Raw genomic sequence first — 22,041 nt, 5'->3', positions numbered from 1 at the left:
CCATGACCACCACCCCCACCGTCGTCCTGGTCCACGGCGCCTTCGCCGACGCGGCCAGCTGGTCCGGCGTGACAGCCGAGCTCCAGGGCCAGGGCATCCCCGTCATCGCCCCGCCCAACCCGCTGCGCGGCCTCGCCTCCGACGCCGCGTACATCGCCTCGGTCGCCGCCCAGATCGACGGCCCCGTCATCCTGGTCGGTCACTCCTACGGCGGCGCCCTCATCACCGTCGCCGGCGTCACGGAGAACGTCGTCGGCCTCGTCTACGTCGCCGCGTACGCCCTGGAGAAGGGCGAGAGCCTCGGCGAGCTGCAGGGCCGTTTCCCGCTCTCGCCGTTGGTCGCCAACCTCAAGGAGTGGACGTACCCGGTGCCGGGTGGCGACCCGGCCGTCGAGGTGACCATCGCCGAGGACGCGTTCCCGTCGGTGTTCGCCGCCGACGTGCCCGCCGACGTCGCCAGGATCCTCGCCGCGGCCCAACGCCCGCTGGCAGCCGCCGCGTTCGGGGAGGCCGCCGCCGAGGCCGCCTGGCTGACCAAGCCGTCCTGGGCGCTGATCGCCGGTGCGGACGAGGCGATCAACCCCGAGGTCGAGCGCTTCGGCGCCCAGCGGGCCGGGGCGACGATCGTCGAGCTGGAGGGCGCCTCGCACGCCGTGGCCGTGTCCCGGCCGAAGGCGGTCGCGGACCTGATCCGCGACGCGGTGCGCGCGACGAGCTGACGCGTACCCCGGCGAACCGCCGTGCGGACGGGGCCTTCGCCCACGGCCGCACGGCAGTGGCGCGCCACCACATGGCGGCCTCGTGGCGGAGTGCGCGAGCGGGGGTCGTCCATGTCGCCGTACAGGGCGCGCTGGTCGTCGTGGCGGGTGACGAGCCGGCGCGCGCTGCCGTCCCACAGCCGCACCTTGGCGACCGGCCGTTCGTCGTGTCACCGGAACGCTGACAGCGGCCTGTCGGTGACCGACGACATGCACGTCACGTCACGTCACATCGCGTCACATCACCTCGCGCCGCCGGCTGCGGCCGCGTACCCGCTGTGCCAGGTCGGCGGCGGCCGCGGGCCAGTCCGGCCGGTCGAAGGCGAAGCCCGCGTCGAGCAGCCGCCCCGGGACGACGCGGCGGCTCTTGAGGAGCAGTTCGGTGTCCGAGCGCAGGGCGAAGGCGCCGAGCTCGGCCATCCACTTCGTCGCGGGCAGGCCCACCGGGACGCCCCACGCCTCGCGCAGGGCGCGCATGAACGCGCGCTGGGGGAGCGGGGCGGGGGCGGCCAGGTTCACCGGTCCGGCCAGGTCGTCCCGTTCGACGAGGAACTCGACCGCGCGGACGAAGTCGTGGTCGTGGATCCAGGACACGTACTGCCCGCCGCCCGCGACCGGGCCGCCGAGCCCGAGCCGGACCAGCCGCAGCAGCACGTCGAACACCCCGCCCCGGTCGGGGCTCATCACCATCGCGGACCGCAGTGCCACCTTGCGGGTGCCCGGGGTGTCGGCCTTCGCCTGCTCCCGCTCCCACGCGGTGGCGATGTCGACGCTGTAGCCCCAGTAGCCCGGGACGTCGGGTTCGGCGCCGCCGATCACGCCGGTGGCCTCGTCGTTGGGGGCGTCGAACCGGTGGGCGTAGATCGTCGCCGTGCTCATCTGGAGCCAGACCCGCGGCGGCCGCGCGGCGGCGGCGATCGCCTCGCCGACGACCCGGGCCGAGTCCACCCGGGAGTCCATCATGGCCTTGAGGTTCTCCGGCGTGTAGCGGCAGCTGACGCTGCGGCCGGCCAGGTTGACGACGACGTCACTGCCGTCGATCGCCGCCGCCCAGGGACCGGGCGTCCGGCCGTCCCACTCCACCTCGCCCGGGCCGGTCGGCCGCCGGGTCAGTACCACGACCTCGTGCCCGCCGGCCGTCAAGGCCCGCCGCAGCACCCTTCCCACCTGCCCGGTCCCCCCGGGCAACACGAACTTCACGCGTAGGCTCCCCTCGTCGTCCGTCAGGGAGCCTACTCCTATTTGAACGTGTTCAAAACACTGTGTGCTCAGCCGTTGTCCGCCGGCGCGGAGTTCACGCCAGGTGGACCTCCAGCGCCGACCGCACCCCCGACTCCAGCGCGCCCTCGATCCACGACGGCTTGACCGAGGTGTGGTCGCCCGCGAAGTGCAGCGGGCCCTCGGGGGTGCGGATGGCGCTGAGCAGCTCCGTGTGCTGGCCCGGGAGCAGGACGGACGCCTCGCCGTAGGCGTACGGGTCGCGCAGCCAGCTCTGGGTGCGGCCCGCGCCCGTGTAGAACACCTCGACGCGCTGGCCGTAGACCTGCTGGAGCCCGCGCAGGGCGTGCGGGTAGCGGGCGTCCTCGTCGAGGGAGTCCCAGCGGGAGGCGTCGTCGGCCCAGCTGTACGAGGCGAGGACGACACCGCCCTTGCTGTCGCCGATCGGGTGGGACGGGTTGATCATGAACCGGTTGGAGTTGTCGGAGACCGAGCCCCCGCCCACGATGTGCGCCGCCTCCGGCTGGTCGCGGGTGGCCCACCGGTTGGCCGCGTAGTGCACCCGCTGCGCCGCCGGGATGTGACCGGGCGGCACGGACGGATGCGCGCCGAGCAGACTCCCGTCGGCCGGTGCCTTCCCCTCCCGGTACTCCTCGTACAACCCCGGCCGCACGGAGTCGAGTTCACGTTTCCACTCCGCCTCGGTGAACTCCCACCAGCGGCGGCCGAACTCCAGCAGCACCTTGGTCGCGCTGTCGTAGTGCAGCTCCGCGACGGCCCGTCGCTTCTTGTACGACATCAGCGGGCTGACCTGCACCTGCCGCAGCCCCGAGAACGGCACCGTGACGATCGCCAGGTCGGCGGTGAACTCCTCGCGCACCACCTTGCCGCCGCGCCCCTCGGAGACGGTGTCGATCCACACGTGCGGCCCGTCGGCGCTCACGTGCGAGGGGGTGTCGTCGCCCGGCCGGTCCGGCGCCCAGTACTCGATGTGCGTCGCGCGCCGGTCGAGCCGCAGCACGTCCGCGACCTCCTTGAGCAGCGCGTCCGGGAGCTTGGCCGTGCCGCCGACCAGCTCCCAGAACTCGGTGTCCGGGCTGATCAGCGAGGCGCTGATGAAGCTGTGGATGAACGACAGCGGCAGCCGGGAGGTGAGGTTCTCCAGTGTGCCGACGAGATCGATCGTGCGTTCGTCGAGCCGCGCCTCCTCGGTCAGGAACCGGTACATCGACCAGTCGCCGAACCGCTGCACGACCCGCGCCCACCCCCGCACCCGCTCCGGCAGCGGTTTGTCGACCCGCTTGCCGTCGGCGCCCCGGGTGCTGAACTCGTCGCGCACCGGATCCAGGGCCTCGCGCAGGATCGTCGAGGACGGGGTGTCCCGGTACTTCTCCGGCACCCCGAAGGACCGGTTGATCCTCCGCGGCGACGTCGCGTACGCGGAGCGGCGCATCCGGATGCCGTTGACGTGCAGCCAGGCGTTGTTGACGGGCTTGCCGTCGGCGTCGACGTCCACGAGGTGGAACCGGCGTTTCTCGACGCCCAGCCGTCCGATCAGGCCCATCACCAGCGGGTGGCTGCCGGGGATCCGCATCGCGCCGGCCTCGGCGTACTGGTGCGGATCGGCGAAGGCCTGCGGCGCGTGCTCGTGCCCGCCGGTGCGGAAGGTCTTGATCCGGCCGCCGACCCGGTTGCCGTTGGCCTCCACGAGCGTGACCCGGTGCCCGGCCCGTTTGAGCAGCCAGGCGGCCACCAGTCCGGCGGGCCCGGCGCCGATCACGAGCACCTTCTTCCCGGCGCCCGTCCTCGCCCGGGGCAGACCCCCGTCGAGGACCTTCGCGTACCCCGGCACGAGCGGCCGGTCGTTCTCGTCGACCACCAGCAGGGCCCGGGCCACGGCCAGGCAGGTCGCCCAGTCGGCCGTCGACCTGGGCGGGCAGGGGGGTTGCTGGGGGAGGGCCGTGGCCGCCGGGGCGGCGGCCGTGAGCGCGGCGACGGCAGTGGCCGCGGCCGCGGACGCGGTGAACCGCCGGCGGGAGGGCCAGCCGAGGTCTACGGAAGCTGGTGAATTGTCCATGTGTCCTGGATAGGGCGCTGCCCGGGGGCGGCGGGCCGGTCCGCGGGATCATCACCTGAACGTGTAAGCGCATCGACTGTCCTCGTGCAACCGGCGGGCCGGACAACGGGTTTACGTCGGCCGCGGCACTTATCAGGTCAAGCGTCCCGGACTCTTGACTCGGAACGGCGTCAGTCCGCATTCTCGTCCCACTATCTTGCGTCGGTCATGACAATCTCATGGGCAGTCAAAACGCCCTCGTCGACCGCGCCTTCCCGTCGACCGAGGGAGTGGGCTGACCATGACCGCACGCCCGTACCGCAGACGCCATGTCACCGTGGTCTCGCTGCTCCTGCTCGTACTGGCCACGATCCTGGGGCCGGCCCAGAGTTCGGCCGCCGGCGCCGACTGGTGGACGCCGACGGCCCGGCCGACCCCCGACGCCCAGATCAACGTCACCGGGGCGCCGTTCACCGGCACCGACTCCGCCGGGGACGTGCGCGGTTTCGTCGACGCGCACAACCACCTGTTCTCCGACGAGGCGTTCGGCGGGCGGCTGATCTGCGGCAAGGTGTTCTCCGAGGCCGGCGTCGCCGACGCGCTCAAGGACTGCCCCGAGCACTACCCCGACGGCACGCTCGCGCTCTTCGACTACATCACCCACGGCGGCGACGGACAGCACGACCCCGTCGGCTGGCCGACCTTCACCGACTGGCCGGCCTACGACTCTATGACCCACCAGGCCAACTACTACGCCTGGGTGGAGCGGGCCTGGCGCGGCGGGCAGCGGGTGCTCGTCAACGACCTCGTCACCAACGGCATGATCTGCTCGATCTACCCGTTCAAGGACCGCAGTTGCGACGAGATGACGTCGATCCGCCTCCAGGCGAAGCTGACGTACGACCTCCAGGCCTACATCGACAAGCAGTACGGCGGCACCGGCAAGGGCTGGTTCCGGATCGTCCTCGACAGCGCCCAGGCGCGTGAGGTCATCAAGCAGGGCAAGCTGGCGGTCGTGCTGGGCGTGGAGACCTCCGAGCCGTTCGGCTGCAAGCAGATCTTCGACATCGCGCAGTGCAGCAAGTCCGACATCGACAAGGGCCTGGACGAGCTGTACGCGCTGGGCGTGCGCAGCATGTTCCTGTGCCACAAGTTCGACAACGCGCTGTGCGGCGTCCGCTTCGACGAGGGCGGTCTCGGAACGGCCATCAACGTCGGGCAGTTCCTGTCGACCGGCACCTTCTGGCAGACGGAGAAATGCACGGGGCCGCAGGCCGACAACCCCATCGGCACCGCAGCCTCCGAGGCCGAGGCGGATCTGCCGGCGGGCACCGAGGTCCCGTCGTACGACGAGAACGCGCAGTGCAACACCCGCGGGCTGACCTCGCTCGGCGAGTACGCCGTGCGCGGCATGATGCAACGCAAGATGATGCTGGAGATCGACCACATGAGCGTCAAGGCCACCGGCCGGGTGCTCGACATCTTCGAGGCCGCGTCCTACCCCGGCGTCCTGTCCTCGCACAGCTGGATGGACCTGGACTGGACCGAGCGGGTCTACTCCCTCGGCGGCTTCGTCGCCCAGTACATGCACGGCTCCGAGGAGTTCGCCGCCGAGGCCGAGCGCACGAACGCGCTGCGGGACGAGTACGGCGTCGGCTACGGCTACGGCACCGACTTCAACGGCATCGGCGACCATCCCGCCCCGCGCGGCGCGGACGCCGCGAACAAGGTGACGTACCCCTTCAAGAGCGTCGACGGCGGGTCGGTCATCGACCGGCAGACGACCGGCTCACGCACCTTCGACTTCAACACCGACGGCGCCGCCCACGTCGGCATGATCCCGGACTGGATCGAGGACATCCGGCTCGTCGGCGGCCGGGACGCAGTGGACGACCTCTTCCGCGGCGCCGAGTCCTACCTCGGCACCTGGGGCGCCTCGGAGCAGCACCGGGCCGGGGTGAATCTGGCCAAGGGCGCCTCGGCCACGGCCGGTTCGTCGGAGTCGAACCCGTTCACCAGCTACGCGCCGGGCCGGGCCGTCGACGGCGACACCGGCACCCGCTGGGCCAGCGACTGGAGCGACGACCAGTGGCTGAGCGTCGACCTGGGCGCCACCCAACTCGTCAAGCGGGTCACGCTCGACTGGGAGCGCGCCTACGGCAAGTCGTACCGGGTGGAGCTCTCCACCGACGGCACGACCTGGCAGACCGCGTGGTCCACCACGGCCGGGGACGGCGGCCTGGACACGGCCTCCTTCACCGGCACGCCGGCCCGCTATGTCCGGGTGCACGGTCTGGACCGCGGCACCGACTGGGGATACTCGCTCTACGAGGTGGGCGTCCACAGCAGTTGACGGCCGCCGGGGGACGAGCGCGAAGGACACACCCATGGCACGCATGCCGTCGGCCGAGCGGCGCCGACAGCTGACGGAAGCGGCGATCAGGGCGATGGCCCGGGACGGCGTCACCAAGACGACGACCCGGTCCATCGCCACCGAGGCGGGCGTGTCCCTGAGCGTCTTCCACTACTGCTTCGACTCCAAGCAGGCGCTGGTCGAGTCCGTCATCACGACCATCACCGACCACTCCGTGACCATGGTGAAGGAGGCGCTGCGGCCCAGGGCGACCCTCGAGGAGACGGTCCGGGCCGGCTTCCAGGCGTACTGGGACCACGTCCGGGCCCACCCGGACGAGCACATGCTGACCTACGAACTCACCCAGTACGCCCTGCGCGAGCCGGGGTTCGAGCATCTGGCACGCCGGCAGTACGAGAAGTACGGCGACGCCTACGCGGAACTCATCGAGCAGCTCCGGGACGGCATGGACCTGCGGCTGCGGGTGCCCGTCTCCGTGCTGGCCCGCTACCTGGCCGCCATGACCGACGGGCTGACCCTCAACTACCTGGTGCTCGGCGACGCGGCGGCCTGGACCGACATCCTGGACACGGTCACCGCGCACATCGCCGGGCTGGTGATGGCCGACGCACCGGCCGACGCCACAGCCGACGTCACAGGGAAGGCGGCGAACCGTCCTGGTTGAAGGTGACCGATGTGACCGCCGCGGTGTTCGCCGTGTTCAGGAACATCTCGTAGAGGTTCACGCCCTGGTACTCGCCGCCGGGCGCACCGCCGATGATCTCGACCAGCGCCAGATGCAGATGTGACGAGGTGCCGGCCACCTCGTACACCTCGCCCAGCACATCCCCACGGGACACCTGTGAGCCGACGGTCAGACCCTGCGGGACGTTGGTGACGTGCGTGTAGAAGCCGCCCATCTCGTCGTTGGGGGCGCGCATGAACAACTGGGCCCCGTAGACCTTGCCGGTGTCGGCCCCGGGGTCGTGCGGGCTGTACTTGGTGATGTGGGCGTCGAACGCGGCGCGGACCGGAGTGCCCGCGCCCGCGCCGAGGTCCATGCCGTACTGGATGTACCAGTTCTCGGACTGGTGGCCGCCCTCGCCGGGGCCGCCCATGGCGCTCGTGAACCCGGCGGGGAACGGGTTGGACACGTCGATGGTGAATGCGGACATCGTTCCTCCTCCCTTTTTCTCCTCTTTCCAGTGTCCGGCTCCAAGAGGTCGATGGTGGATGCAATCACCGTTCGGGGGGCGGTGATTCGGGAACGGCGTCGGTGGAATGTGAAACCAGATTTCCCGTGTGGCGTGGGCCCGGGAACGGAGTCATGATGGTGCCGGGGACTGCCTTTCCTCGGAGGCTGCCATGACCTGGAACGACGCGTCCGACATGGAACCCGGCGATGTCATCGGCATCCTCGGCGTCGACCACGTCTTCTACGAGGAAGCGATGCGCACGGGAGGCACCGCTTCCTGGAACAACCGAAACCCCGGGAACATCGTGCGCTCGGGCGAGGCGGAGAGTTACGGCGCCTATCCGGGAAAGCACAACGACATCTTCGCCGTCTTCCCCAGCGAGGAGACCGGATTCGAGGCCGTCCGGCGATATCTTTCCCGACGCGGCGACAAGACGGTCCTCGAGGTGATGCTGGCCTACGCCCCGGCCGGACATGGCTCCAACGACCCGCACGCGTACGCGCAGCGGGTCGCCGACGCCCTGGGTGTGGGAACCGACACCCGGCCGGCCGACCTGGACGAGGGCCGGCTCACCGCCCTCGCCTCCGCGATCCAGCAGGTCGAGGGGTGGCGGCCCGGACAGACGCACGGCCCGGGCGAGCTGCCGGGCGACGTGGCGCAGTGGCTGGCCGACCACCCGAGCCGCGCCGAACGGGAGGCGGCCGACCAGCCCTTCGCCCGCAAGGGCACCGTGGCGCCCGGGGTCAGGAACATCCAACAGCGGCTGAACGACCTCGGCTGGAGCCCTCCCCTGGAGGTCGACGGGAACTTCGGACCCCGCAGCGACGAGGCCGCGCGCTGGTTCCAGGCGAACAACGGTCTGACACCGGACGGCATCGTCGGCAACAAGACCTGGCGCCGGCTCATGGAACAGCCGGGCTGAACACCGAGCAGGAGGAACACCATGTCAGCGACCGCCACCATCCTCGACGTCTACTGCGTCCACGCGGCGACCGGCACCGACTCCACGACGAACGAGGCGATCGCCGCACTCGCCGGCACGATCCCCGTGGGCGGGAGCACGCTGCACGACATCGCGCAGTCGATTCCCGCGGCCGTCGCGGCGATCGACGCCTCCCGCAACGATCCTGACGACCTGTACATCACCACGAGCACCCAGGGAGACGTCGGCCAGGCGATCTGGCCGGGCAACGGCTCGGCGGGCTCGGTGGGGTCCGGACAGACGCAGCCGCTGGGCGTGACCGTGTCGGTCGACGGCGTCCAGAACCTCTCGCTGTGGGACCACGACCTCTCCGGCGACGACCTGCTCGGCTCGATCCGCATCGAGGAGACGGAACTCGGCCAGGGCCCCATCGCCAAGATGGCCTCGTCGCCGGTCGAGGGCTCGGTCTACCTCGTCAACTACCGGGTCGACTAGACCGTGGACGGCGCCTGGATGTGCGAGCGGTGCGGCGCCGAGGCGCCGCCCGACGCACAGCGGTGCCGTCGCTGCGGAACCTGGCTTCCCGCGTACGGCGAGGACGAGGACCCGCGCCCGCGACGGCCGTGGCGGCGCCGGATCCACCTCCACACCCAGGAGGTGTCCCGGCCCACCGCCCACGTCCCCCGCCGCCCCGACAGACGCCCTTCCCGGCCCGAGGAGCACCGGCGCGAGGAGCACCGGCCCGAGGAACCCAGGCCCGTCCCCGTCGGCACCCTCGACGGCAGCGGCACCGTCTACGGCATCGCGCGGCAGGTGCGGATGCGCACCGAGGTGAGCGGGAGCGACGGTGACGTCGGCACGACGGTCGTGTGCAATTTCCGGCTGGAGATGCGCAATCGCGAGGGCCGCCCGGTCGGGCTGGTCCCCGTCGAGATGCGCGGCGACCTGTTCGAGGGCGCCGTCAACGACGGGGACCGGGTGCGCGCAACGGGTCGCACCCGACGCGGCACGCTGCGGGTCAGGCGGCTGCGCAACCTGACGACCGGCGCCGACGTCTCGGCCCGCAACACGCCCGCGATCGTGATCGCCGTCGTCATCCTGCTCTTCGTCGCGTGGATGGTGTTCATCTTCGCTGTCACCGGCCGCTGACCCGGCCACCGCCCTACCGTCGGTGCGACAGCGGCACCCGCAGATCCACCAGCCGGAAGTCGTCCCCGCGGCGCGGCTCGACATAGGCGAGCGGGGCGTAGTGGTACGGGACGCCGTGCGGGCGTCGGCGCAGGGGCTCGCCCTGCCGGCTGCGGGGCCATTCGACGTCGCCGGTGAGGACCCGGGCCGGGATGAGCCAGTAGTCGCCCCGGCGGTACCGGCGGGGTTCGCCCGCACCGGGGTGGAACTGGACCTGTACGCCGTCCTCCAGGGGCAGCCAGCGGCCCTCCATCACCGGCAGGCCGGCCTCGGCGCCCGTGGGCTCGCCCTCCGGCCCGCTTCTCCCGTGGTCCCAGCGGCGCAGGAACGGGCGGCGGCGCGGCGTCGGGCCGTCGTAGGGAGAGCGGTCCAGCTCGACGCGGAGGCCCGCGTAGTCCACCTTCGTGACCCTGTACAGCCGTCCCGCCTCCTCGTCGTACGCGTCCGACGCCCCGCGGCACACCGAGGCGTCGTCGAGCAGCTCCACCACGTCGCCCGTGTCCACGCCCAGCTTGTCGTCACGGCCCAGCGTCTCCAGCTCGACCGAGCCACGGTCCACCGACCGGACGGGCAGCATCACGGAGCCGTTCTCCCGGGACCACTTGTACGTCGCGCTGCCCTCGGCGCCGCCCTGGTGCACCTCCACCCGGTACAGCTGGTTCTCGGGACCCCGGTACCCGGCGGACGGGGCCGGCTCGTCGTGCGGCTGCTCGTGCGGCGCCGGTCCGGTCGTCGCGGAGAGCAGACCGCGGGGCTCGAACACGCCGCGGACCCGATCCCGCAGGAAACGCGAGGCGCTGCGCATGTCGGGCACGGGCGAGTCGGACTCCAGCGGCAGCACGCACACCTGCCAGACCACGCGGCTGCGCGCGGTGGTGTCCGGGCCGTTCGGGCCGAGCGCCACCTCCCGGATCCAGGGCGCCTCCCACGCGGTGACCAGGCGCTCCCACACCCGCAGATACACCAGGAACGGCCCCGAAGGCAGCCGGTCGCTCTCCCGGTCGGGGTCGAGGTGGCCGTCGGGCTGGTCCCAGTAGTCGGTGCCGTCGCACTCGCACAGGATGCCGTCGACGTACATACGGCCCGGGGCCACGGTGAACGTGTCGCCGTCGAAGCCGTCCACCCCGAAGCCGCCGAGGCCGTCGGACTCGGGCGGGTAGGCGGCGGGCCCCATCAGGTCCTTGGCCAGCGTGCGCACGTAGTGCAGGAGGATCGCCGTCTGCTCGTTGAGGTCGGCATCGAGCTGGACCCGGCCCTGCTGGGACAGCACGGCGGAGAACCGCCGCGCGGGATCGAAGATGACGCGGGAGAAGTCGCCGTGCATGGGGGTGCTTCCTGCCTTGCCTTGGCCGAAGGTGGACGTCGACGTGGGTGGTGGCTCAGGTGACGAAGAAGAGCCCCGGGTCGCATCCGGCCGGTGTGTACTCGGCCAGCCGGGTGCGGAGATTGTCCTCCCGCTGCGGCTGGAACAGGTGGTGCAGCGCGCCGGGTTCCGTCCCGTTGTCGCCCCCGCGGCGGATCGCCGCGGCGCAGTCGTCGGCCAGCCGGACGTACTCGGGCGCGCCGTACCGGGTGTCCGCGAAGCGCAGTTCCGCCGCCGCGACGCCCGAGTGCTCGGGTTCGCAGTGGAAGCGGGACGGCGTCCGGCGGCCCTCGGGAGGCAGCCAGCAAAACCGTACGGAGCCGTGGTCCTCCCGGTCGATCCACACCTCGCCGGCCAGCAGACAGTTCTCCATCAACTCCACCGCCCGGGCGCGCACGCGGCCGATCACGGTGGTGCGCCGGGCCGTGAGGAGGACCTCGGCGGGGCCGCCGTCCCGGTCGCCGAGCGCCGTCGCCTCGTCGAGGGTCGCGTCCAGCACGCTGTCGTACACCTCCAGCCGGTTGGGCTCGCGCGCCCCGTGCCGCGCGGTCACCGTGATCGCGCCGAGGACGCTGTGCCGGATCTCGGTGCGCACCGGGCTGTCGGCGATGTCCAGGCTGGGCTCCCCGGGGGCCAGGGGCGTGCCCCGCGACTCGAGCTCCCAGCCCGGCACGAACGTGCAGTGCCGCACGACGAGCCGGCCCAGCCCGCCCCGCACCCGCACCCCGCCGCCGGTCACCAGCAGCCCGTCGAGGACCAGCCGCGCCGTCGCCTCGGCGCGGCGCCCGCTCCACGAACCGGTGATGGTCAGGGCCCGCCGGTCCTCGCCGCGTCGGCCGGTCAGCCGGACGACGGGGCGGACGCCGTCCGCGGCCCGCACGGTGAGCCGGTCTCCCGGGTCGAGGCGGATGTCCGTCAGATCCTCGTACACCTCGCCCGCGGTGATCTCCACGATCGCCTCGGCCTTGTGCTCGTGCCCCCGCTTCTCCGCGCGCCAGCGGCCGATCGCGTCGGCGATGCTGTGGTGGTCCTCGTCGGGGCCCACCCGGTAGCGCTCGGCGGGACCGTCCGGCGCGGGCTCCGGGCGGGGGTACTCGCCGCCCCCGAGGTCGCCGGAGAACGCGTGGTGGTACGTCACCCGGACGCCGCGCGCGGGAGCGGCGCCCGGCGCGAGCATGAGGCGGCCCAGCACCGGGTCGACGGCGACCTCCCCGCTCTGGGGCCGGAACCGCCAGTCGCAGAGGTCCGCGACGACGATCCGGTCCAGGCGCACCGCGTCGTCGGCCGGGTCGGGGCCGGCCCACACGCACAGGCTCTTGCGGGGCCCGTAGTAGTCGTAGAGCCGGTCGGCCAGGGCCCGCCGGCCGATGGGCTCCGGGACGTTCGTCTCGTCCGCGATGTGGAAGCTCGACGGTTCCGGCACCGGGGCGGTGAACAGCGGCGTGTCCACGCCGAGCACGTTGAACGTGTAGCAGGCCCGTTCGCGGTCCAGGCAGTAGGCCGGGGCCCGGGTCACCGAGTAGGTGCGCAGCCGCCACAGGTGCAGGCCGACGGACTGGACCCCGTAGCGGCCGACGCGCCGGGTCGAGTCGGCGCGCGGCACCTCGACCGTGCGCGCCAGTTCGTCGAACGGGCCGCCGAGCCGGGCCAGCGCACCGGCGTCCCGCACGTTCGCCAGCGTGCCGCCCGCCAGTCGGCGGCGCGCGTCGGCCCCGTCGGAGGTGTAGCGGCGCACGGGCTGGGTGACGGACAGCAGCCGACGGTACTCCACCACCCGGGCGGGCCACCCGGCCACCGCCGTCGCGAGGTCCTCCAGCAGCGCCAGGGTGCCCTTGCGCCGGCGGTTGACAATGGCGTCGGCGACGTCCCGGCGGGGTACGCCGGCGGCCGGCAGGCCGCCGGCGCGCGCGTCGTCGTCGGACAGGGCTGCGGCGATCTGGGGCAGGATCTCGTAGCCGACGAGGTCGCCGAGGTAGGGCACCACCCAGTCGTCGCAGGTCTCGATGAACCAGTTGTCGTAGAGCCGCTCGATGTCCTCCCGCACGACCGCGGCCTCTTCGGCGACGACCGTCAGCAGCGCGCGCAGCGGACCGCCCTGTTCCGCGTCGCGTCTGCGGTGCACGGCGGGCAGCAGCGCGTACAGCTCGTCCGGGGTCATGGAATCCTCCGCAGGATCAGGGTTCCGGGCACGGCCGGGTCCAGCAGGACCAGTTGGGCGGGGCGCAGCACCAGCCGGGGCGGCGCCGGGGCCGCCGCCGGGGCGGGCCCGGTCGGGCCCGGGGCGGCGGGCGTGGCGGAGAGCAGGACCGTGGGCGCCTGCGAGAGGTCGACGACGGCCGTCGCCTCCGACGGGCGGCTCCCCGCGGCATCGGCGGCGGGGCGGGACGGCGAGCGGTCGCGCACCGCGCGCAGGCCGGCCGGCAGCGCCGGGACCCGGTGCGCGGCCGACGGATACCGGACGAACCGGACGACGTCGGCCGGGTCGGAACCCTCCGCGAACCCGCCGAAGGCGTCCAGGTCCACGAAGTCGACGCCCTCGACCGCCTGCGCGGCGGCGACGACCGCGCTCTGGTACACGGCACGGCCCAGGTACGCCCCCGCGTGGCCCAGCCGGGCGGCCAGCGCCTCGCGCACCCGCTGCTCGACCTTCTCCGGGAGATGGCCGTCGGCGGTCCGGACGCCCAGCATCACCACCAGCCGTACCCGCTCACAGGGGTCGACCCGCACCGGCAGCGCCGGGTCGCCGTACCGGTGCAGCGCGGCGCGCAATGCGGCGAGCAGCGGCGAGGAGGCGTCCAGCGGGGCGTCGTCGGCGGCGACGACGGTGAGGTGCAGGACCGGGCGGCCGCCGTCCAGGCAGCGGCGGGCGACGGCCTGGCCCACGCCCGCGAAGGCGCGGGCGAAGGCCTGGTGGTCCTGCACCGACACCAGCCGGTCGAAGGCGGCCAGCCGCAGCGGGATCGCCTGCCGCAGCCGGGCCGGGCCGTCGGCGTCCGCCCCGCCGGTCGCGGGCAGCGGGTTGGTGACCCCGCCGACTCCGAGGGGTCTGCTGACGGCCTGGCTGATCCGCCCGGCCGCGACATTGCCCGCGCGTCCGCCGCCGACGCGGTAGCGGGCGGTGACGTTCTCGGCGCCGGTGGGCGGGCGGGCGCCGTGCCGGCCGTCGCCGAACTCCACCGCCGCGCCGCCGCCGGGGCCCGTGCGCAGCCGGAACACCTGGGCGGTCGGCCCTTCCTCGCCGAGGTCCGCGGTCCGTCGCCACACCACGTCGTCGACCCGGACGGTGAGCGCCTCCTCGCCGCCGTCGACGCTCACCGACGGCAGCCAGCCGAGCGGGCCGCGCCGCAGCGGCAGCACCTGGCCCGCCCGGCCGGCGTCCCCGCTGCCGAGGACCTCGGTGACGGTCTCGGCCGCGGTCGCCTCGACGACGTTGCCGTGCACGACGACGGTGTCCCGCCGGTAGCGGTGCGCGAGCGGGGAGGCCAGCCGCAGCGTGGTGCGCACCCGGTCGTCGAAGGACGTGGCGTCGAAGGCGTGGCGCACGCCCGCCAGGACGGCGAGTTCCGCACCCGGGACCCCCCGCCGGCCCTCGCCGCCGTCCCGGGCGCCTTCCTCGGGCAGGACGTCCGTGCGTTCCCCGGAGACGACGATCAGCCGGCCGGCGGTCAGTCCCTCGAAGGTGCCGTCCAGCGGGACGGTCTCGCCCGACACGTCCGTCGGATCGGGCGAGGGGGCGAGGACGAGCGGCGCGCCCGCGGCCCACACGGTGGTGGCCCGTCGCACGGCCATGTCCTCGCAGTCCTCGGTCCACGGCTCCGCCAGCCGCAGCCGCGTCACCCGCACGGCGTCCACGTCGCCCGCGACGGACAGCTGGCCGACCTCGGTGACCTGGACGACACGCGGGCGCGAGCCGCCCGCCGTGCCGAGCGCGATCCAGCTGCCCGGCTGGATCTCCTCGTGCACCGCGTCCAGGAGCAGGACGTCGCCCGCGAGCGGGCCTTCGCCCTGCGCCCGGGGCGGCGACCCGCGCAACAGCCGCTTGACGCGGGCGTCGTCCGGGATCGAGGCGCCGAGCGGGGTCGCGGTGACCCGGAAGTGGTAGACGTGCGGCGCGGTGACCGGGGGCGCGACGGCGGACAGCGCCTCGTAGTAGGACGCGGCGATGCCGTGCCGGTTGCCCGCCAGGAGCCGGGGCAGGGCGTCGGAGCCGGCGCCCAGCGACTCGGCGACCGCGGGCGGGGTCCGGCGCGGCGGCTCGGCCCGGCCGAGCGCGGCCAGCAGCGGGTCGACCGAGTGCAGCACCCGCCCCGCCGGGTCGGCGAGGTCGCGCTGCAGCTCCGTCCCACCGGCCGGCGCGGCCCGCTCGGGCGGCTCCGCGAGCCGCCGTACGGCGTCCTGGACGGTCGCCAGCCGTACGGCGGCCCGCTCGGTCAGGGCGTCGACGGCCGGGTCGTCGCCGAGTCCGGCGAGCCGTTCGCGCAGCCGCTTCAGCTTCCGGTCGAGCCGGGCCGCGAACGCGTCCGGGTCACGCAGCCCCTCGGCGCGCTCCCGGACCTCCCGCAGAAACGCCAGCAGCTCCTCGAACGGGCCCCCGGAGGAGCCCTCGGACGGGGCCCGGCGCGCGGCGTCCTCCACGTCCTCCCGCAGCGCGTCCACCGCGTGGCGCAGCTGCCGGGGCGGATCCGGCACCCTCAGCAGCACGGTGGTCCGCCCCCGCACGGGATCGGGCTCCGCGCTCTCCACCACGCGCACCAGGTTCAGCCGGGCGTCGGGATAGGCGAACAGCAGCCGGTCCCCGGGGCGCAGGGCGGGCAGCACCCCTTCGACGTCGAGGGACCGCACGCCGGTCGCGGCACGGGCCGTGAGCTCGGCCGGCCGGGTGGTGCGCACCGGCAGCCGGTTCCACTCCGCCCGCGCGGCCAGGTCCTGGACGGTCTCGAACACCACGGGCAGCGCGCCGGGCTCGGGCTCGCTCTTGACCTGCGAACCGGCCGGTACGACGCAGGACGTCCCCGGGTCCACCGTGTAGGCGAGGTGCGCCGAGGCGGCGAGCGCCGGGCGTGGCCGGTGCCCGACCAGCCGGCCGAGCCGGACCAGGGACTCGTGCTCCGCCGCGGTGCGCAGGAACCCCTCGTTCGCGATCCGCTCCTGATAGAAGGTCAGCACGTCGGCGACCACGGCCCAGGCGTCCAGCAGGGCGATCGAGGGATCGTCCGGCTCCCGGGCCGTCAGCGCCCCCAGCGGCGCCCGGTCGCCGACCGCGGGCAGCCGGGCCAGCATCGCCGCCAGGAACTGCCGGTGCGCGCCCACCCGATAGGACAGCGCGGGCAGCCCGGGACGGTTCCACACCGGCGCCGGACCTCGCGGGTCGGCGGTGCAGTCGCTCATCGTCCACCTCGCAGTCGCAGGGTCAGCCACCCGTTCTCCTGACGGGTGACGTCGCCGTCGAGCCGTGGAACCTCCAGCGGACGCATCCTGAGCTCCCCGGAGGGCGGCACGTCCGGCCCCTCGCGCTCCCCGCGCAGGCCGTGGATCCTGCGCAGCACGGTCACCTCGGCGTGCCGCACCCCGGGCACGTCCATGCACAGCGCCACCAGCGCACTGGCCCGTACCGGGGTGCCGAAGGTCAGCGCCGCCGGATCGAAGAAGCCCCGCCCACCGTCCTTCCGGCGGCCCGGCAGGAAGCGGCGCAGCAGCGCCTGCCGCACATCGGCGGCGACGTAGTGCGGGTCGACCAGCACGTACAGCTCCACGTCGAGCGGCACCAGCAGCGCCGGCCGGGTGACGACGTCGTGGCCGATCCGCCGGTAGCGGTGCAGCGCGGCCCGCACCTCCTCCAGGAGCGCCGACGACGGCACCGCGGCGCCGGCCGGGTCCAGCGACACGTCGGCCTCGTACCAGCTGCCGTTCCAGCGCAGCGCTGCGGCGGCGCGCTGCACTCCGGGACGGCCGGTGGCCAGGGTGGCGTAGTCCTCGGCGGTGACGGCGCGCAGCAGCGTGCGCAACGGGGCGTGCGGGGCGGCCAGCCGCACCTGGGACAGCGGCTCCGGATCGGTGCCGCCGGTCACCGGCACCGGGTTGCGCACCCGTGTGATGCCGGACAGGTCCCGGATCTCGCGGTGGGCGATCCGGTTGACGGCCTCGCTGCCCGCGTTGCCCGAACGGCCGTTGCCCACCCGGTAGACGGCGTGCAGCTCGGCTCCCGCCCGCGGCGTCCGGCCGCACCGGCCGTCGCCGAAGCGCAGGGTGAGCAGGCCCTCGTCGTCGGCCTCGGCCACCAGATGCCGGTCCCGGGGGCCGCTGCCCAGGAGGTCCCGGCGAGGGGTCCAGCACGGACCCTGCTCCGGGTCCTGCGGGTTCTCCGTGAGGTACAGCGCGGGCAGCGCCTCGCGGGGGTCGGGGCGCAGCGCGGTGCTCGCCGGGCCGTGCAGGGCCGGCTCGGCGGGGTGGAGTCCGGCCGCGGCGCGCTTGCCCCAGGTCTGCTCGATCTCCCACTGCGCGTCCGCGGGGTCCAGCACGTAGCCGGCCCGGGCGCGGTCGGCGAGCGTCTCCAGGCGGCGCAGCCGGGGTTCGAAGAACGCGTCGAAGACGGAGAGGAAACGGGCGACCGCGCCGTGCCGGTCGGCGTCGTCGGCGAGCCCGGCGATGTCGTCCAGGAAGGACGCGCCGAACAGGGCCGTCAGCAGCTCCCGGCTCTCCGGCGGCAGCTCGGCCACCCCGTGGTGCAGATCGCGCAGGCCGTCTCGGGCCCTGGTGGCCAGGCTCCGCAGCCGCCGGGCCTGCGCCGCCGCCAGATCGGCCGGCCGCGGGTGCGGCGGGGACCAGGTGACGGGCCTCCCGCGCAGCGTCACCGGCCGGGCCCGGCCCGGCCCGGCGGCGTCCGCCCCGGGCGCCGGGACGGGCTCGTACGACTCCTCGCCGGGGAACCAGGTGATCTCCAGGCCGTGTTCGACGAGGAGCGCGTTGCCGCGGGCCACGACGCTCGCGCCCGGCCGCCCGTCGGGCCCGAGCGGATTGCGCACGCACAGCGGGAAGGCGAGGGCGTCCTCGTCCGCCCAGGCGATCTTCACGACCGGTCTGCCGTCGTCGGCGTCGCGGTCCCGGATCGCGCGGGTGAGCCGGACGGCCTGCCGGTGGCCCGGGTCGGGGGCCTCGTCGCCGGGGCCGCGCAGCTCCTCAAGGACGAGCAGGTCGCCGATCCTGAGGTCCAGCACGCGGTCGGTGCCGTCGCCGTCGAGGAGCGCGGCCCGGGTCGTGCCGACGGGCAGCGCGAACTCGTCCCGCCCCCAGGCCCACAGCGGCATGCCGTTGTGCGCGGGGCGCAGCCGCAGCTCGCGTCGCTCCAGCGGCTGGTAGGCCGGGTACGGGGCCGAGACGAGGGCCTCCGGTGTGATCACCGGGCTGTGCGGCCTGCCCGGCGGCCGGGCCGGTTCGTCGTGCGGCAGCGCCGAGAACGCCAGGCCGTCGGTGTTCAGGGTCAGTTCGGCGGACGTCTCCACACAGACCACCGTGCGGGCCGCGCAGCCGTCGTGCATCGGATAGTCGACCAGGCGGGCGTGGCGCCGCACCGAGGTGCGCAGTCGCGCCGTGTCCAGGTACGCCTCGGTGGCCACGGCGTCCTGCTGGTAACTGAGCCGGTCCCCGACATGGGCCAGCAGCTCCACCAGGGTGAGCCAGAGATCGGGGGCGTGCCGCTCGGTCCACCGCGGCAGGGTGAGCGAGAGCCGCTCCAGGAGCAGTCGGCGGAAGCTGGCGTAGTCCTTGGCCAGGTAGTCGACGGCCGGTGCGGGCAGGACGGGCGACACCGCCGGGGCGCCGGTCCGCGGCGCGGGGCGCGGGGACCGGCGGGCGGTGCCGTGGAAGGTGAAGTCCGCGTGGTCGTGACCGCCGTGGAAGCCCCGCCCCAGCACCCGCAGCCGGTACGTCGAGTCGTCGCCCGGCCGGTCCAGGGTCAGCCGGAGCTGTCTCGTGCTGCCGTCGCCCGGTTCCGGCCCGTCGGCGGGGCCGACCCGCAGGACGCGGATGCCGACGACCCGCCGGCCGCCCTCGATGACGAAACGGGTGCGGTCCACGCCCGGTGGGAGCACGCCGTGGAAGGTGACGGTCAGCGTGCGCCGGTCCGGCTCCGCCCGCACCTCGTGGAGCCGGGCCGGTCCCCGGTCGCGCAGGCCGTCGTCCGCGTCGCTCAGCACGGTCATGAGCGGATTCCCCCGCCCGTGACCGTGACGGCGTGGCGCTCGCCGGTCGCCGTCAGGGCGTAGGCGACCCGCACCCGCAGCGTCGTCTCCTCCGAGGCGACCGTGACGGACTCCAGCGCGAGCACGTCGCCGAGCCAGCGCTGAAGCGCCGCCTGGGCGGTCATCTCCAGGGTCGCGGCGAGCTCCGGGCTGTTCCCGGCGAAGACCATGTCGAGGAGGTTGCAGCCGAAGTCGGGCCGGTTCACCCGTTCTCCCGGGCTGGTGAAGAGGACCTGTTCCACCAGGTCCCGGACATGGTCGGCGTGGCCGGTCTCCGCGGTGCGGCCACGCGCGTCCACCCGGTAGGGGAAGTCGATGTCCATCGCCCTCACATCCCCCGCACCCGGAACTGCATGGCCATCACCATCGGCGGGTTCGGCGGCGGCGTGCCCACCCCCATCGCCGGGGCCACGCCGACCGGCGTCGGCTGGAGCAGCACGGGCAGACCGTTCACCCGCACCCTGGCGGAGACCTGGAGCCAGGTGACGCTCGTGCACGGCGGCGCCCCCATGCTCATCGCGGGGAAGGTGCAACCGGCGACGAGGAACATGTCGGCGCTCGTGAGCACGGGCTGGGGCCCGACCAGGACCCGCTGCTGGACCGGCGCGGGGACGGTCACGAGACCGGGCGGGTGCGCGCACATCATCAGCGCGCCGTAGTGGAGCAGCAGTCCGGGCATGGTCTCCTCACCCCTCTCCTCACAACACCGTCAGCGCACCGTTGTTGACGGTGACCTGGGGTCCGACGAGTTGGATCGTGGCGAGTCCGGGGCCGCAGGAGATCTCGATCGACGTCTCGTTGATCTTGATGAACGGACCGTTCTCGCCGTGCAGTTGCAGCTTGATCCCGCCGGTGGGCCCCGGCAGGTCGCTGAGGACCAGGGCGTTCCCGGTGGGCGTGGCCAGCACGATCTGCGGAACGCCCGGCGGCGTCGACTTGGCGGCCGACGGCACGTCCCCCGATCCGCCCCGGCGGAACCCGACCCACACCGCTCGCTCGGGGTCCCCGTCCAGGAACCGCACCCACACCCCGGAGTCCGGCGGCGGCACCACGTACATGCCGCAGTCGGAGCCGGCCAGCGGGGTCAGCGGCGCGGCCCACACCGGGGCGTCGTCGCCCAGCACCTCGGGGACCCGGACGAGCAGCCTGCCGACCCCGGTCGGATCGACGGCGGACACGACGACCCCCTCGTACAGACCGAGCCACTGGTTCACCCCCGCTGTCGCCGTCTGCGCCGCTGTCGTCCGTGCTGTCGTCGTCATGCGGTCACCGCCTGGGTGTCGGCGCCGAGCCCGTCGCGGACCAGCGTGAAGTGCTGTCGGTAGGTGTCCCGGGTGAGGTCGTGGGTCACGGCCGCCACGAAGTAGCGCCCGTCGTACGCCCGGCCCGCCCCGCGCACGCCCACCAGACCGTGGGCGCCGAGGACATGGCCGTACCGCAGGACGTCGACGGTGCCACGCCCGGTGACGGCGTCGACGGCGACCTCGCGGCCCAGCCCGGCCAGCAGGGTCCTGGTCAGGGAGCGGCCGGTCTGCCCGGTGAGCGCACCCGTGCGCAGGGCCTCCGCCCCACTCGCCGCCAGACTCCGGCGCAGCACGCCCGGCTCGGGCGCGGTCACCTCGGAGGCGCTCGTGGACGGCGGCTCCATCCGGTGCGTGGCGTAACCGGAGGCGGCCAACCCGTCGAAGGAGAAGGTCAGTTCCTCTACGTTGTCGGCCGCGCCACAGCCCGTGGTGAGGGCCGGCTGGAGCGCCCCGTCGCGGTTCTGCGGCCCCCAGTAGGCGGTGCTGGCACCGGGGGCGGGGCCCGGTTCGAGGTGGAAGACATGCCCGACGTCCGCGGCCATCGCCCGCAGATACGCCAGATCCGTCGCCGACTGCACCGGGATGTCGATCACCGGATTCGGCTGGTCCGTGAGGACCGGGGCGACCGCCCGCGGTGCGATCCCGTACTGCGCGTACGCCGCGCACACGACGGTCGCCCGCAACTGCGGCGGCAGCCCCGGGTAGGCGCGCCGGACGTGCTTCAGGTCCATCAGCACGGTCAGGTCCTCGCCGGTCACGACGAGGAACGACGAGCCGGGACCGCGGCCCGCGTGCATCTCCTGATGGGTGACCACACCGTCCATCAGCACATGGCACCGGCCGGCCAGGACCACGGCGACCACCACCCGCTTCTTCGCGTACAGCGCCCCGCCCGGCATGACCGCCCCGGCGACGGGCGACCCGGCACTGACCGCGAACGTCAGCTGGAAGCCGCCTGTCCGCCCGCTCGCGGAGGTGATCCGCACCCCGTGCAGGGCGTCGACCAGCGTCGCCGGGGCGGGAGCCGGCACGGTGTCCCCGACGAGCAGCATGAGGTGCAGATGGTGCGTCATCACCGCGCGGGCTCGCCGCCGGCCGCCGCCGACGCCTCGGCCGGCAGGGTGATCCGCAGTCGCCGTCCGGCGGTGGCCGTCAGGTCGTCGGGACACATGGCCCGGTTGGCGTCGGCGATCCGCCACGACTGCTCGGGATCGCCGTGCCAGCGGGCCGCGATCCGGTCGAGCCGGTCCCCGGCCGCGACGACGTGCTCGCCGACGGCCATCAGCTCCTCGGGCTGCGGCAGGAACCGGCGTCGCAGATGCGTGACGGTCCGCCCGTCCGGGAGGGTGCGGGTCGTCGTGGGAACGGCGTGATACCTGCTGCTGGGCTCGAACATGCGCCTGATCTCCTCCTTGCCTTGTCCTGGCTGGTCCTGACCGGTCCCGG

At 73.8% G+C, this 22,041-nt stretch carries 18 protein-coding genes; 6 read left to right on the top strand and 12 right to left on the bottom strand.

Going from position 1 to position 22,041, the window contains the following annotated elements:
- The first annotated feature begins 2 nt into the window (after window positions 1–2).
- Window positions 3–719: an alpha/beta hydrolase gene (locus tag AB0J04_RS23305; RefSeq protein WP_363170466.1), complete on the top strand. Its 717-nt coding sequence runs from the start codon at window positions 3–5 to the stop codon at window positions 717–719.
- Window positions 720–995: 276 nt separating this feature from the next.
- On the opposite strand, the gene AB0J04_RS23300 is transcribed toward AB0J04_RS23305, so the two are convergent.
- Entirely contained in the window at window positions 996–1,958 is a 963-nt protein-coding gene (locus tag AB0J04_RS23300; RefSeq protein WP_363170465.1) for a TIGR01777 family oxidoreductase, read from the bottom strand.
- 94 nt (window positions 1,959–2,052) lie between these two features.
- Entirely contained in the window at window positions 2,053–4,053 is a 2,001-nt protein-coding gene (locus tag AB0J04_RS23295; protein WP_363170464.1) for an FAD-dependent oxidoreductase, read from the bottom strand.
- 280 nt (window positions 4,054–4,333) lie between these two features.
- Between AB0J04_RS23295 and AB0J04_RS23290 the strand changes: the two genes are divergently transcribed.
- The gene (locus AB0J04_RS23290; RefSeq protein WP_363170463.1) at window positions 4,334–6,385 is read left to right on the top strand and encodes a discoidin domain-containing protein; all 2,052 of its coding nucleotides are present in this window, start codon (window positions 4,334–4,336) and stop codon (window positions 6,383–6,385) included.
- A gap of 34 nt (window positions 6,386–6,419) precedes the next feature.
- Complete coding sequence (locus AB0J04_RS23285; RefSeq protein WP_363170462.1) at window positions 6,420–7,070, top strand: TetR/AcrR family transcriptional regulator; 651 nt, start codon at window positions 6,420–6,422, stop codon at window positions 7,068–7,070.
- On the opposite strand, the gene AB0J04_RS23280 is transcribed toward AB0J04_RS23285, so the two are convergent.
- Window positions 7,039–7,560, bottom strand: a complete 522-nt coding sequence (locus tag AB0J04_RS23280; RefSeq protein WP_363170461.1) for a peptidoglycan DD-metalloendopeptidase family protein — start codon at window positions 7,558–7,560, stop codon at window positions 7,039–7,041. The two genes, AB0J04_RS23285 and AB0J04_RS23280, sit on opposite strands and share 32 nt — an antisense overlap.
- A 190-nt stretch (window positions 7,561–7,750) precedes the next feature.
- Between AB0J04_RS23280 and AB0J04_RS23275 the strand changes: the two genes are divergently transcribed.
- Genes AB0J04_RS23275 through AB0J04_RS23265 form a run of 3 tightly spaced genes read left to right on the top strand, consistent with a single transcriptional unit; the run spans window position 7,751 to window position 9,652 of the window.
- Window positions 7,751–8,503 (top strand): peptidoglycan-binding protein, encoded by a 753-nt coding sequence (locus tag AB0J04_RS23275; RefSeq protein WP_363170460.1) that lies wholly within the window; start codon window positions 7,751–7,753, stop codon window positions 8,501–8,503.
- 21 nt (window positions 8,504–8,524) lie between these two features.
- A complete protein-coding gene (locus tag AB0J04_RS23270) occupies window positions 8,525–8,998 on the top strand; it encodes a hypothetical protein (protein ID WP_363170459.1) in 474 nt (157 codons plus the stop codon).
- Between the two features lie 3 nt (window positions 8,999–9,001).
- Window positions 9,002–9,652: a hypothetical protein gene (locus tag AB0J04_RS23265; protein ID WP_363170458.1), complete on the top strand. Its 651-nt coding sequence runs from the start codon at window positions 9,002–9,004 to the stop codon at window positions 9,650–9,652.
- 13 nt (window positions 9,653–9,665) lie between these two features.
- On the opposite strand, the gene AB0J04_RS23260 is transcribed toward AB0J04_RS23265, so the two are convergent.
- From AB0J04_RS23260 to AB0J04_RS23220, 9 genes are read right to left on the bottom strand one after another with little or no spacing between them, the layout of a single operon-like run.
- Window positions 9,666–11,015 (bottom strand): DUF6519 domain-containing protein, encoded by a 1,350-nt coding sequence (locus AB0J04_RS23260; protein WP_363170457.1) that lies wholly within the window; start codon window positions 11,013–11,015, stop codon window positions 9,666–9,668.
- Window positions 11,016–11,070: 55 nt separating this feature from the next.
- Window positions 11,071–13,212, bottom strand: coding sequence for a hypothetical protein (locus AB0J04_RS23255; protein WP_363170456.1), 2,142 nt, complete (start codon window positions 13,210–13,212; stop codon window positions 11,071–11,073).
- Window positions 13,209–16,442 carry a putative baseplate assembly protein gene (locus tag AB0J04_RS23250; protein ID WP_363170455.1) on the bottom strand — a complete coding sequence of 1,078 codons (3,234 nt, stop codon included), beginning with the start codon at window positions 16,440–16,442 and terminating at the stop codon, window positions 13,209–13,211. The genes AB0J04_RS23255 and AB0J04_RS23250 overlap by 4 nt, the downstream gene beginning before the upstream one ends.
- Window positions 16,439–19,252 carry a putative baseplate assembly protein gene (locus tag AB0J04_RS23245; RefSeq protein ID WP_363170454.1) on the bottom strand — a complete coding sequence of 938 codons (2,814 nt, stop codon included), beginning with the start codon at window positions 19,250–19,252 and terminating at the stop codon, window positions 16,439–16,441. The genes AB0J04_RS23250 and AB0J04_RS23245 overlap by 4 nt, the downstream gene beginning before the upstream one ends.
- Entirely contained in the window at window positions 19,249–19,614 is a 366-nt protein-coding gene (locus AB0J04_RS23240) for a GPW/gp25 family protein (protein WP_363170453.1), read from the bottom strand. The genes AB0J04_RS23245 and AB0J04_RS23240 overlap by 4 nt, the downstream gene beginning before the upstream one ends.
- Before the next feature lie 5 nt (window positions 19,615–19,619).
- Window positions 19,620–19,970, bottom strand: a complete 351-nt coding sequence (locus AB0J04_RS23235) for a hypothetical protein (protein ID WP_363170452.1) — start codon at window positions 19,968–19,970, stop codon at window positions 19,620–19,622.
- A 19-nt stretch (window positions 19,971–19,989) separates the two neighbouring features.
- Window positions 19,990–20,553, bottom strand: coding sequence for a phage baseplate assembly protein V (locus AB0J04_RS23230; RefSeq protein ID WP_363170451.1), 564 nt, complete (start codon window positions 20,551–20,553; stop codon window positions 19,990–19,992).
- Window positions 20,550–21,668: a hypothetical protein gene (locus tag AB0J04_RS23225; RefSeq protein WP_363170450.1), complete on the bottom strand. Its 1,119-nt coding sequence runs from the start codon at window positions 21,666–21,668 to the stop codon at window positions 20,550–20,552. The genes AB0J04_RS23230 and AB0J04_RS23225 overlap by 4 nt, the downstream gene beginning before the upstream one ends.
- Window positions 21,668–21,991: a LysM domain-containing protein gene (locus tag AB0J04_RS23220; RefSeq protein WP_363170449.1), complete on the bottom strand. Its 324-nt coding sequence runs from the start codon at window positions 21,989–21,991 to the stop codon at window positions 21,668–21,670. The genes AB0J04_RS23225 and AB0J04_RS23220 overlap by 1 nt, the downstream gene beginning before the upstream one ends.
- Between the last annotated feature and the right edge of the window lie 50 nt (window positions 21,992–22,041).

It is taken from the genome of Streptomyces sp. NPDC050263 (genome assembly GCF_040655955.1).
GTDB lineage: Bacteria > Actinomycetota > Actinomycetes > Streptomycetales > Streptomycetaceae > Streptomyces.
Note: the sequence above shows the minus strand (reverse complement) of the source record. Positions and strands in the feature narration are given on the sequence as shown.